The sequence below is a fragment of the Streptomyces sp. NPDC026062 genome, assembly GCF_055568375.1.
Map to the genome: position 1 here is coordinate 1 of NZ_JBVHOQ010000082.1, position 12,603 is coordinate 12,603.

11 protein-coding genes and 1 pseudogene are annotated in these 12,603 nt (G+C 64.9%); 7 read left to right on the plus strand and 5 right to left on the minus strand.

The window, feature by feature from the left end; all coding sequences use genetic code 11:
• The 4 genes from ACZ4LX_RS36970 to ACZ4LX_RS36985 all read right to left on the minus strand — a co-directional run.
• Positions 1-375, minus strand: a 375-nt coding sequence (locus tag ACZ4LX_RS36970) for an NAD(P)-binding domain-containing protein (RefSeq protein WP_467651547.1), incomplete at its 3' end; no start/stop codon positions are given.
• A 29-nt stretch (positions 376-404) separates the two neighbouring features.
• On the minus strand, positions 405-932 hold the full coding sequence (gene ilvN / locus ACZ4LX_RS36975; RefSeq protein WP_467651549.1) for an acetolactate synthase small subunit: 528 nt from the start codon (positions 930-932) through the stop codon (positions 405-407).
• A gap of 22 nt (positions 933-954) precedes the next feature.
• Complete coding sequence (locus ACZ4LX_RS36980) at positions 955-2,829, minus strand: acetolactate synthase large subunit (RefSeq protein ID WP_467651566.1); 1,875 nt, start codon at positions 2,827-2,829, stop codon at positions 955-957.
• Positions 2,830-3,024: 195 nt separating this feature from the next.
• The gene (locus ACZ4LX_RS36985) at positions 3,025-4,038 is read right to left on the minus strand and encodes a phosphatidylglycerol lysyltransferase domain-containing protein (protein WP_467651551.1); all 1,014 of its coding nucleotides are present in this window, start codon (positions 4,036-4,038) and stop codon (positions 3,025-3,027) included.
• Between the two features lie 357 nt (positions 4,039-4,395).
• On the opposite strand from ACZ4LX_RS36985, the gene ACZ4LX_RS36990 reads away from it, so the two are divergent.
• The 7 genes from ACZ4LX_RS36990 (at position 4,396) to ACZ4LX_RS37020 (ending at position 12,379) form a co-directional block, all read left to right on the plus strand.
• A complete protein-coding gene (locus ACZ4LX_RS36990) occupies positions 4,396-5,532 on the plus strand; it encodes an acyl-CoA dehydrogenase family protein (RefSeq protein ID WP_467651553.1) in 1,137 nt (378 codons plus the stop codon).
• Positions 5,533-5,555: 23 nt separating this feature from the next.
• Entirely contained in the window at positions 5,556-6,047 is a 492-nt protein-coding gene (locus tag ACZ4LX_RS36995; RefSeq protein ID WP_467651555.1) for a hypothetical protein, read from the plus strand.
• Positions 6,044-6,637 (plus strand): flavin reductase family protein, encoded by a 594-nt coding sequence (locus ACZ4LX_RS37000; RefSeq protein ID WP_467651557.1) that lies wholly within the window; start codon positions 6,044-6,046, stop codon positions 6,635-6,637. Before ACZ4LX_RS36995 ends, ACZ4LX_RS37000 begins: the two co-directional genes overlap by 4 nt.
• A 31-nt stretch (positions 6,638-6,668) precedes the next feature.
• On the plus strand, positions 6,669-7,646 hold the full coding sequence (locus ACZ4LX_RS37005) for a VlmB-like protein (RefSeq protein ID WP_467651558.1): 978 nt from the start codon (positions 6,669-6,671) through the stop codon (positions 7,644-7,646).
• 75 nt (positions 7,647-7,721) lie between these two features.
• Entirely contained in the window at positions 7,722-9,251 is a 1,530-nt protein-coding gene (locus tag ACZ4LX_RS37010; RefSeq protein WP_467651560.1) for an APC family permease, read from the plus strand.
• Between the two features lie 56 nt (positions 9,252-9,307).
• The gene (locus ACZ4LX_RS37015) at positions 9,308-11,089 is read left to right on the plus strand and encodes a pyridoxal-dependent decarboxylase (protein WP_467651562.1); all 1,782 of its coding nucleotides are present in this window, start codon (positions 9,308-9,310) and stop codon (positions 11,087-11,089) included.
• 519 nt (positions 11,090-11,608) lie between these two features.
• Entirely contained in the window at positions 11,609-12,379 is a 771-nt protein-coding gene (locus ACZ4LX_RS37020; RefSeq protein WP_467651564.1) for a class I SAM-dependent methyltransferase, read from the plus strand.
• A gap of 7 nt (positions 12,380-12,386) precedes the next feature.
• Here ACZ4LX_RS37020 and ACZ4LX_RS37025 read toward each other — a convergent pair.
• Positions 12,387-12,509: pseudogene (locus tag ACZ4LX_RS37025) on the minus strand (IS5/IS1182 family transposase); the annotation flags it as partial.
• Positions 12,510-12,603: the final 94 nt, after the last annotated feature.

A 12,603-nucleotide genomic window follows, 5' to 3' on the forward strand; every position in this document is an offset into this window, starting at 1 on the left:
GACGTCGACGTTGGCCGGCGGCTTGATGAAGTCGAAGCGGATGTTCAGGCCGTGGCCGAAGAACAGCGCGTCGCCGTCCTTGAGGTTGTCCTTGATGGACTCCTCGTAGACCTGGGCCTGGATCGGGTCCGGCACGAGGATCATGATGACGTCGGCCTCGGCCGCGGCCTCGGCCGGGGTGACGACACGCAGACCCTGCTCCTCGGCCTTGGCCTTGGACTTGGAGCCCTCGTGCAGACCGACGCGGACGTCGACGCCGGAGTCACGCAGCGACAGCGCGTGGGCGTGGCCCTGGCTGCCGTATCCGATGACCGCGACCTTGCGGCCCTGGATGATGGACAGGTCTGCGTCGGCGTCGTAGAACAGCTCGGCCACTGGTGTTTCTCCTAACTCAGGAAGTGTGGTTACGCGATGCGCTTGAGTTTGTGTGCTGTGTGGGCCCCGATGGAGTGAGGGCCGCGCCCTATGGCGATGGTGCCCGACTGGACGAGCTCCTTGATGCCGTACTGCTCCAGCATCTTGAGCATCGCGCTCAGCTTCTCGGCGCCTCCGGTCGCCTCGATCGTGACCGCCTCCGGGGAGACGTCCACGGTCTTGGCGCGGAACAGCTGGACGATCTCGACGATCTGCGAGCGGGTTTCGTTGTCCGCACGGACCTTCACCAGGACGAGCTCGCGCTGGATCGCAGCGCCGGGCTCCAGTTCGACGATCTTCAGGACGTTGACCAGCTTGTTGAGCTGCTTGGTCACCTGCTCCAGAGGCAGGTGCTCGACATTCACCACGATGGTGATGCGGGAGATGTCGGGGTGTTCGGTGGTCCCGACTGCGAGCGAGTCGATGTTGAACCCGCGTCGGGAGAACAGGGCGGTGATCCGGGCGAGGACACCGGGCTTGTTCTCGACCAGGACGGAGAGCGTGTGCTTGGTGGACATGGAGTCGGTCTCTCTCTGTCTCTCAGTGGTCTTCGTTGTCGCCGAAGTCGGGGCGGACGCCGCGCGCTGCCATGACCTCGTCGTTCGAGGTGCCGGCGGCGACCATCGGCCACACCATGGCGTCCTCGTGGACGATGAAGTCGACCACGACCGGGCGGTCGTTGATGGCATTGGCCTCTTCGATGACCTTGTCCAGGTCGGCCGGGTCCTCGCAGCGGATGGCGTAGCAGCCCATCGCCTCGGACAGCTTGACGAAGTCCGGCACCCGGGTGCCCTTCGACGGCACGCCGTCGACGTCGGCTCCGCCGCTCAGCACGGTGTTGGAGTACCGCTGGTTGTAGAAGAGGGTCTGCCACTGGCGGACCATCCCGAGGACGCCGTTGTTGATGATGGCGACCTTGATCGGGATGTTGTTCAGAGCGCAGGTGGTGAGTTCCTGGTTGGTCATCTGGAAGCAGCCGTCGCCGTCGATGGCCCAGACGGGAGCGTCCGGCCGGCCGACCTTGGCGCCCATCGCGGCCGGGACCGCGTAGCCCATCGTCCCGGCGCCGCCGCTGTTCAGCCAGGTGGCGGGCTGCTCGTACTGGATGAAGTGCGAGGCCCACATCTGGTGCTGGCCGACGCCCGCGGCGAAGATCGTCCCTTCGGGGGCGAGTTCACCGATGCGCTGGATGACCTGCTGCGGGGAGAGGCTGCCGTCCTCGGGCATGTCGTAGCCGAGGGGGTAGGTCTCGCGCCAGCGGTCGAGGTCCTTCCACCAGGCGCTGTAGTCGCCGGTGTTGCCCTCGCTGTGCTCGGCCTGGACCGCCTGGACCAGGTCGGCGATGACCTCGCGGGCGTCGCCCACGATCGGCACGTCGGCGAGGCGGTTCTTGCCGATCTCGGCCGGGTCGATGTCGGCGTGCACGACCTTGGCGTACGGGGCGAAGCTGTCCAGCTTGCCGGTGACGCGGTCGTCGAAGCGGGCGCCGAGGGCGACGATCAGGTCGGCCTTCTGCAGCGCGGTGACGGCGGTGACCGAACCGTGCATGCCGGGCATGCCCACGTGCAGCGGGTGTCTGTCGGGGAAGGAGCCCAGTGCCATGAGGGTGGTGGTGACCGGGGCTCCGGTGAGCTCGGCCAGGACCTTCAGCTCGGCCGTGGCACCGGCCTTCATCACGCCGCCGCCGACGTACAGCACCGGGCGCTTGGCCTGCGTGATGAGCCGGGCGGCCTCGCGGATCTGCTTGGCGTGCGGCTTGGTGACCGGGCGGTAGCCCGGGAGGTCCTGGGTGGGCGGCCAGCTGAAGGTGGTCTGCGCCTGGAGGGCGTCCTTGGCGATGTCGACGAGGACGGGGCCCGGACGGCCGCTGGAGGCGATGTGGAAGGCCTCGGCGATGGTGTGCGGGATGTCGTCGGCGTTGGTCACCAGGAAGTTGTGCTTGGTGATCGGCATGGTGATGCCGCAGATGTCGGCTTCCTGGAAGGCGTCCGTACCGATGAAGGCGGAGGCGACCTGGCCGGTGATCGCGACGATCGGCACGGAGTCCATGTGCGCGTCTGCGATCGGGGTCACCAGGTTGGTGGCACCGGGACCCGAAGTCGCCATGCAGACGCCGACCTTGCCGGTGGCCAGGGCGTAGCCGGAGGCCGCGTGGCCCGCGCCCTGCTCGTGCCGGACCAGGACGTGGCGCACCCGGGTGGAGTCCATCAGCGGGTCGTAGGCGGGGAGAATGCAGCCGCCGGGAAGGCCGAATACCGTGTCGGCGCCGACTTCTTCGAGAGAACGGATGAGGGACTGCGCGCCCGTGACGTGCTCAACGATGGCGGACGGCTGTCCGCCGGTAAGAGACCGCGACTGGGGGTGGTGGGCCCCGGTAATCGGTTCGGGCCTCGGGATCTGTTTGTTTCCGGGCATCATCCGTCAACGGCCTCAAGGAGAGCGTCGAGTTGGTGCAGTGCCTCGTCTGCACCGTGTGCCGCAGCCTCGTCGTCGGGGGCTCCGCACAGCTGGATGAACAGTGTGGTGAGGCGTTTCTGGGTTTCCTCGAGCGTAGCGTCCGAGTTTGTCGTCGCGGTCATCCTTGCGCCCATCTTGTCGTCGGTTCTTGGTTCACATCGCGTTCGCAGCACGCCATATGTTGACGAAACCCTCAGCACTGGCCTGTCCGAGGAAGGCTGCGTACTCGGTTGTAATGAGGGTCGGGTTCCATTTCTGCTTGTACGCCAGCTGGGACGAGGCCGGATACACGACCTGGTTCTCCCATAGGTACTGCATCAGCCACTTGAAGCCGAGGCTGTGCCCGGGGACCTCCCGCTTGTCGGTGAGACTGGTGAACGGAGTGAATCCGAAGTGCAGCCAGGGCACTTCCTCGGAGCAGAAAGTGTCGATGGCGGCCTTGTTGATGGCCTCCATGACACCGGCAGGGCTCTCCGGGAGGCGCCGGCTCAGGTCATGCATCCAACCCTCGTAGCTGCCGTAGACGGGCGAGTAGGAGACGTAACCGACCGCCTCGCCGTTGATATGGCCGATGAACAGACGCCGGTGCTTCTGCATCGCGCCACCGGTCTGCCCGACGAGGTACTCCAGCGGGCGGGCACTTTCCCCCTTGAGAGGCAGCCATTTCGTGTTGATGTTGTTGATGCCGTCCTGCCACTGCTCGTAGTCGGCCTCGACAATGGTCAGGCCGCTGCGTAGCGCGCGGGAGATCTTGTTGCGGAGCTGCATGTACCGAGAGCCGGCGACGGTGTGAGTCTTCAGATCGACTGCATAGGAAGCGCCGACCTGGTTAACGGTGAAACCCTCGCGCGCATAGATCTCGGCGTCGTGCTTCTGCAGCTGGATGATGGCCAGCTTACGGTGGTTGGCGCGAGCGTAATGGACGAAGGCCCGGGCCAGTTCGATATAGGAATCCTGGGGTGCAAACGGTCCGGCGAACTGGATCAGGTAGTTACCAGCCGGCCGGTAGACGATGACTCCCGGACGGCCCGGGAGCGCGAAGTACGAATTTCCCTCGTTGACCGCCAGGAATGAGCTAGGATTCTGCGCTGCGGTGAATTCCCGGATGGCCCCGAGTGCATATTCGACAGAGACTTTAATGCTTCCTTGTATCGCCTGATCACTCATATCGGACGGCTCCTCGCCTGTCGCTCGTCGGCCTCTCTGGTCCGCTTCGGAGTCGTTCTTACTTAGCGGGCCGCGGCACACCGGTGACATTGTGCTGCGCCTCAACGCTGCACGCAATAGCGGGTACCCGCCCAGCACCCCAGACGTCAGACGCATATCACCCATTTGTCAGGGAGGACCGTCTGAGATGCGACTTTACGTGTGTCAGATAAACGTCAGCTCCACATGAGAGACTGGCAATTGTGCCGTTAGCCACGATAGTTCTGTGGCCGCTCGAACACGGCCTTCATTCTCAGCTCCTGCACCCCCATACAGGAGCTGCATCCTGCCCCGACGGACGCTGGAGGTTTTTTCAGAATGCGTTCTCTCGATACTGCACGTCATGCGTGCGAGCGCTTTCACCCCGGGCTGATCAAGGCGCTGGAGGAGTTGCCGCTCCTGGAACGGGAGGCTGCAGACAGCCCTGTGCTCGATATCTTCCGCACGCATGGCGGTGCGGGGCTGCTCGTCCCGCCCGCGTACGGCGGCATCGGGGCCGACGCCCTGGAAGCAGTGCGCGTGACACGGGCGCTGGGGGCGTACTCCCCCTCGCTGGCGGCTGCGGCGACCATGCACAACTTCACCGCGGCGATGGTCTTCGCCCTCACGGACCGCGTCATCCCGCCCACCGAAGAGCAGAGGCAGATTCTTGCGCAGGTGGCTCCGGAGGGGATGCTGCTCGCCTCGGGGTGGGCCGAGGGACGGACCCAGCAGGACATCCTCAACCCGTCGGTGACCGCTACGCCGACCGAGGACGGTTTCATCCTTAACGGCTCCAAGAAGCCGTGCAGCCTGTCACGCTCGATGAGCATCCTGACCGCCAGCGTGATCCTGCCTAATGAGACCGGCCAGCCTTCACTCGCCGTCCCCCTGATCATGGCGGACTCGCCTGGCATCTCGGTGCACCCGTTCTGGGACAGTCCGGTCCTGGCCGGCTCTCAGAGCAACGAGGTGCGTCTGAAGGATGTGTACGTTCCTGACCGGCTGATCATCCGCGGTACCCCGGATGATCCTAGCCGCCTCGATGACCTGCAGACTGCCACGTTCGTCTGGTTCGAGCTCCTTATCACCTCCGCCTACGTGGGAGCAGCCAGCACGTTGACCGAGCTGGTGATGGAACGGGAGCGTGGTTCGGTGACCGACCGAGCCGCACTCGGTGTCCATCTGGAGTCCGCCGTGGGCCTGACCGAGGGGGTCGCCCGCGCCGTGCGGGATGGGCTTTTCGGTGAGGAAGCCGTGGCAGCTGCCCTGACCGCGCGGTTCGCGGTGCAGAAGGCACTGGCTGCGATCGCTGATCAGGCCATCGAGCTGCTCGGCGGGATCACGTTCATCAAGTCGCCCGAGGTCGCCTATTTGTCCTCCGCGTTGCATCCGCTGGCCTTCCACCCGCCGGGTCGCACGAGCTCCTCGTCCCACCTGGTCGAGTACTTCAACGGCGGCCCGCTGCAGATCTGACACAGTCGAGAGGTAGATCATCCATGGATCAGCTCAACTCCTTTGAATCTCCAACCACTACGCGCCTGCACCGTAGCGAGTACCTTGCAGGCCTGGCAGTGTCCTTGGCGCTGTTCATCATGCACGTCAGCGACGTACGCTGGATCCCCGCGATCCTGCTGTTCGTCTACATCGATCTGATCGGCTACATCCCTGGCGCGATCGCCTACCGGCGCAGTTTCGACCACCGCATCTCCAAGGCGTACTACGTCCTCTACAACACGATGCACAGCCTGATCACACAGGGCGCCGTGGTAGGACTGTGGATCTGGATCAGTGGTGCGGAGTGGGCCCTGCTGGCGATCCCGATCCATCTGTGCGCGGACCGCGGCGTGTTCGGGAACTTCCTCAAGCCATTCGTGTTGCCGTTTGAACCGGTGGTGAACGAGGACTTCGCTCGGCTCTCCCGGCATCTGTTCGGTAAATCTGTCGCGTCGTCGGCGTTGACCACTCCCTCCGTCGGGTCCCAGCGATGACTCCGTCGGCGACAGCCCCGCTCGCCGAGACAGCGGCAGCCCTTGGGGAACAGCGCCAGCGCACGCTGCGGGGGATTACCCGGCAACTGCCTACCGGCGTCTCGGTGGTAACTGTGCAGGACACCGATACGGCACACGGCGCGACGGTCAGCACCGTCTCCATGGTGTCGCAGCAGCCGCTGCGGGCCGGTGTCAGCCTGCGGCGCGGCTCGTATCTGACGCAGCTGGTCCGACGACGCGAAGTGTTCGCCGTCAACGTGCTGTCCTCACGGCAGGCCGCCGTGGCGGATTGGTTTGCCAACCCCGACCGGCCGCGCGGCCAGCGCCAGTTCGACTATGTCTCCTGGACAGAGCACCCGCAGTGCGGCATGCCGCTCCTGACGGACGCCCTAGCTTTCTTCACGTGCCGGCTGACGAGCCTGGTCCCACTGGGCTCCAGCGACGACCTGCTGGTCGCCGAGGTTATCGACGGCCGCGTGCGGACCGGCAGGCCCCTGGTCAACTTCGACGGCCGGCTGCACGACGTTGAGTTCCGCGATGTCCTGCGCGTCCGTCGAAACCAGATCAACGCGATCACCTCCCTTGAGTAGCCCCTGTCTGTACCTTCCGAAAGGTAGATCCATGACGCATTTCCTTCCGCCCGAGACCGACTGGAACCAGGCGCCGGGGCTGCTCGACGGCGCCATGAACCTGGACCTGTCGGCCCAGCAGTGCGACCTCGCGTACTGGTTCAGCAGCGTTGCCCAGGGCACCCTGCGCGATCGGGCCCGGACCGGGCACACGGAGGCCGAGGTCACACCGGAGCACATGCGCGTGGACGGGCCATTGCGCGACGCCCAGATTCTGGAGCTGGGCTGCCGGTCCGTTGCCGAGGAGCAGGGCACCAGGGTGCTGGCGTACTACGTGGCCAACGCCACCGGGATCCCGGAGATGGATTTTTTCGCCACCCAGCTCATGGATGAGGCCCGGCACTCGATGGTGTTCCGCAACCACCTCGTCGAGATGGGGATTCCCTCGGGCGACCTGCATTCCACGATCATCGCGCTGTCGGCGGACTACAAGCGGGACGTTCTCGATCCGATTCTGGACTTCGCGGTGCGCGCGGTCCGCGACGAGGGTGACTTCATCGGCGGTGTGGCCGTGTTCACCATCATCATCGAGGGTGTCCTGGCGCCGGCGGCAGAGCTCAGCGAACGTAAGTGGAGTCTGATCGACCCCGCGGCCAGCGCCATCGCGCGAGGCGCGGCTATCGACGAAATCCGGCACCTTACCGTCGGCAGTTCGATCGTACGTGAACACCTGCAGACCCAACCCCGATACCGGGCCCGGCTCATGGACATCATCACGCGGGGCCGCAAGTTGTGGGACGAGATCCCTGACGAGAAGTACATTCTCGAACGCGAGCATCTCTTCCAGGAAGGCATGCACCAGCACGCGGACGTCATCGGTGACTACGAGGTGTGGCCCGGGAAGCGGCTGCTGGAAACTACCCCCGAGGAGCGCTACAACACCGCGGAGCAGTGGACGGACACGATGGCCGCGGCGCGTCTGAAGTACATGGGCCTGGACGAGGCCGTGGAAATTCTTCGCCTGACGTGATCCCCGGCTGCGGCAGCCGCCGGGCCGGCTGCCGCAGCCTCTTCCTCTTCCTCTTCCTCTTGCAGGAGACTCCCAATGGCCAGCACATTCCGCGACGGGCAGCACGGCTCTTTCGTCCGCACGCTCACCACGCCCAAGATTGTGTTCATAGTCATCGCCGCGGCCGCTCCGCTGGCCGCGATGGTGTTCACCGTGCCACTGTCTTTCGCACTGGGCGCTGGGGCGGGCGTGCCTGCGATGTTCGTGTTCGCCGGGCTCACTCTCTTGTGTTTCACCTCCGGATATGCCGCAATCAGCCGGGAGATCAGCAGCAGTGGCGGGTTCTATAGCCAGATCGCCTATGGGCTTGGGCGCCGCCCCGCAGTGGGATCCGGGCTCATCGCCGTGATCTCTTACAACGCGGTCAGCGTCGGTGTCCTGGGTGCTTTCGCGTACTTCACGCAGTCGGTGGCCGCCAGCCACGGGTTGCGTCTGCACTGGGTAGTCTGGGCCGTGGTCGGCTTGCTGTTCGTGGGTGCGCTGGGCTATCGGGATGCCGAGTTGAGCGCACGTGTGCTGGCCGTGTGCATGGTGTGCGAGATAGGCCTTCTCCTGGCCCTGGATTTCTCGATTCTGACGCGGCACGGTATCTCGGCGCTTCCCTCGGCCTCTTTCTCCCCCGATTCCACCCTTGTGCCGGGTATCGGGGTGTCAGTCATGTTCGCGTTCGCCTCGTTTTTAGGCTTCGAATCTGCAGGCCTTTACGGTGAGGAGGCAAAGGATCCTGGACGTAGTGTGCCGCGCGCGACAGTCATCGCCGTGGTGGTGGTCGCCGGTTTCTACGCCTTCACCAGTTGGGTCACCGTTGGCGCGGTGGGACCGTCCCAGGTGAATAAGCAGGCTTCGAACCATCTGTCGGACCTCTATTTCGGGCTCAGTGATATCTATCTTGCCCCGGAGGTCACCACAGTCCTGCAACTACTGCTGTGCACCAGTCTCTTGGCCAGCTGGCTCGCTTTGCATAACGCGGCCAACAGGTACATGTACTCGCTGGGGGGCGACCGGGTCCTGCCGTCCTGGCTGCATCGTGTGCATCCGCGGCACGCCTCGGTGCATCGGGCAAGCATGGTACAGACGGCCGTCAGTTCCCTGGTCGTGGTGGTCTACGCCGTGGGCGGATTGGACCCCTACGTGAACATGTCTACGAGCATGATCGGCCTCGGCACCCTGGGAGTCATCGTGCTCCAGGCTCTCGCGTCGCTCGCTGTCCTTGGCTACTTTCGTCATCGGCCGCGACACCTGTGGAACACCACCCTCGCCCCAGCTTTGGGGGCCCTTGGACTGGTCGTGGCGACCGTGCTGGTGGTGCTGAACTTCGGGGTTCTGACCGGGACATCGAACCCCTTGGTGACCTCTCTGCCGTGGGTGCTGTTGGCGGCCGGGCTGCTCGGATTCGCTCGAGCCTGGCACATGCGTTCGGTCGCACCGGACCGCTATAGGCAGCTCGGTGCTGCATCGCTGTCTGCCGCTGGCGTACTAGAGACCGTGAAGCGCGGACCCGCTCGCCCCCCGGAAGAAGACGAGGACACCCCGGCCAGTGAGCGGAGGCACACCCCCTCCGCCTGAGAGCCATCGCTCAGGAACCCGCGCATCCGTGCTGTCTTGCTGTGAAAGGACATCCCATGTCAACTCCGTCCGCTTTCTCTGGGCCTGATCTTCCCTTCGGCCCCGAGGGCACCCCCTGGCAGAAGGCGTTCAGTACGCTGCGGGTGGTCGACGGTGTCCCCTCGGTCACCGCGCCGTCCGGCGACCCCTGCGAGCTCTATCTGGACATTGCCGAGGTTCCCTTCTCCAAGGTCCAGATTCCTCCTCACGGTTTGGATGAGCAGCAGTATGCCGAGGCTGAGAGCCTGTTTCGCCGTCATGTGGACGCGCAGACGGGCAACTTCGCTGGCTACCAGGTCACCAGCGACCTGGACTTCGAGCATCTGAGCCACTACCTGAACCGGCACCTCAACAACGTCGGTGACCCCTACGAATCCAGTTCCTACACACTGAACTCGAAGATCCTTGAACGGGCCGTCCTCGACTACTTCGCCTCTTTGTGGAACGCGAAGTGGCCTCACAACACGCACGACCCGGAGACGTATTGGGGTTACGTCCTGACCATGGGTTCAAGCGAGGGAAACCTGTATGGGCTGTGGAATGCCCGCGACTATCTGTCGGGCAAGCTGCTGCGACGCCAACAGCAGGATGCCAGCAGCGATGCAGCACCCCTCGTCGTGGCGCAGGCGCTGCGCCACGAGGGGCAGAGTCCGCACGCTTATGAGCCGGTGGCTTTCTTTTCCCAGGACACGCACTACTCGCTGACCAAGGCCGTGCGGGTCTTGGGCCTAGACACCTTCCACGGCATCGGCAGCACCCGCTACCCCGATGAGAATCCGCTCGGACCGGGCACCCCGTGGCCGGCCGAGGTGCCCTCCGCGGACGGGGCCGTCGACGTCGACAAGCTCGCCCTGCTGGTACGCTTCTTCGCCAGCAAGGGATACCCCATCCTGGTCAGCCTCAACTACGGGTCGACGTTCAAGGGCGCCTACGACGACGTGCCGACGATCGCTCGTGCTGTCCGAGAGATTTGCACAGAGTACGGGCTTGAGCGCCGACGAGTCTATCATAGTCGCGACAGGGACAGTGATTTCGATGAGCGTAGCGGGTTCTGGATCCACATCGACGGCGCGCTCGGGGCCGGCTACGCCCCCTACCTGCAGATGGCCCGAGACGCGGGCATGGTCGACGCGGCTCCGCCCGTCTTCGACTTCCGGCTCCCCGAGGTCCACTCACTGACCATGAGCGGTCACAAGTGGATGGGCACGCCATGGGCGTGCGGGGTCTACATGTCGCGGACCGGCTTGCAGATGACGCCTCCGAAGTCCGCGGAGTACATCGGGGCGGCAGACACCACCTTCGCGGGATCACGCAACGGCTTCTCGTCGCTGCTGATGTGGGATTACCTCAGTCGGCACTCCTACGACGACCTAGTACGCCAGGCCGCCAAGTGCGATCGGATCGCCGGATATGCGCACGACCGGCTGCTTGTGCTGCAAGACAGGCTCGGTCTGGATCTATGGGTGGCGCGCAGCCCACAGTCCCTCACGGTGCGCTTTCGCCAACCGTGCGCGGACATCGTCCGTAAGTACTCGCTGTCGTGCGAGACCGTATACGAGGGGGGCGAGAACCGCCCCTTTGTCCATCTGTATGCGATGCCTCATCTGACAGGGGAACTAGTCGACGAGTTGGTGCGTGACCTGCGTCAGCCGGGCGCCTTCCCGGACCTCGGTACGGTGCCGGACGGTTCATGGGACGGCATGATCGACGCCCTGGGCAACGCCCACTCCGCCGATGGTTATGTCGGCGTGCTGGCATCGTCAGGAGGCCCTCGCCTCCAGGACATGAGCGGGGATTGATCGCGGCCGCGGCCCCGGCAGGGACATCCTCATGGTCGTGTTGCCCGACACACCAGCCGACACCGCAGACCCTGACGACGTCACCAGCCCCGATGTCCTGCGAAATGGCGGAGGGCACAGCGGCGTAGTGACCTTTCTGCACAGGTGTCGGCGCCGCCACACGAAGGGGGATCCTTGATGAGGGGCACGACACATCCTCGTGGGTCCGTGATAAGGGAGCAGTCTGCCGTCGATGCAATCGACCGCAGAGATCATCGCACTGGTGGAGCAGCGCCGATCGCGTTGACGGGCGGTGGAACATACGGCGTGCCGAGCTTCGGCCCCAGATGGATCTGGCGCGTGAGCAGGCTGTCACTGGCATCCATCACGCGCATTTGGAGACGGCCGGGACCGTGTTGGCGATGGCGCTGCTCAAGGACTGCCGCTACTACACCTGACCCTGTGCCCGGTTTGTCTCCCCTGCCTTCAGAGAGAGGTTCGGTCATGTCCCCAAAAGCAGGTGTCGAACGGTACGGCGATGTGCTCTTTGCCGCCTCCCGAAGCCTGGAGGACGAGCGCTTGGAGGGGCTGGCCGCCGCGTTTGACCCGGCCAGTCGGCAGAATCTACTGTCGCTCGGGCTCAATGCACAGTGGACGTGCCTTGACGTCGGCGCAGGCACCGGCACGCTCAGCGGCTGGCTCGCATCTGTCACCGAATCGGCCTCCCAGGTCACAGCCGTTGACCGCGACACCCGGTTCCTCGACTTCCTGGCGGCTTCGGGCGTGAATGTCGTCGGGGCGGACATCACCAATCCGGACTTCCAGCCCGGCCGGTTCAACCTCGTGCACGCACGGTTCGTGCTTATGCACCTGCGGGAGCGCCACGACCTGCTGCCCAGGCTGGCCTCCTGGGTCAAACCGGGCGGGTTGCTCGTGGTATCCGACTCCCTCGCCGTCGGCGGCGAGACGTCACCGCACGGGCCGTACCGGCATACCATCACTGCTCTGTGGCGCATGCTCGCCGAGACAATCGGTACCGACCGGCACTACGCCGGGCAGTACCCGCAGGGCCTGACCGACCTCGGACTGCACCAGATCGGCATGCGCGCGCACCTGCCCGTGGTGGGTATCGACGCCGGGTTCACCCGCTTCCTCCACCTGACCCTGAACCAGTGCAAGGATAAACTCCTGGCCGCCGGACTGCCCGCCACCACCTACGAGGAGGCGGCCACCCATCTGGCACACCCGCTGAGCAGAGAACTGTTCTTCGCCATGCTCACCTGCTGGGGCCGCAAACCCGCCGCTCACTGAGCCTCTTTCATACTGAATAGATGCAGGTCAGCAAGGCGTGGACGGCCTGGACGATGGTGCCGATGCGGCAGGTGGGGCATCGGGCTCGCCGGAGGATCCGCCAGGACTTCAGCTGCGCGAAGGCCCCTCTCCTAGGAGTTGTCGTCAAAGTGTCACGCCCACATCAGCAGCGAGGCGAGGGTGACGGCTGCCTGGTAGGACTCGGCGGTCTTGTCGTAGCGGGT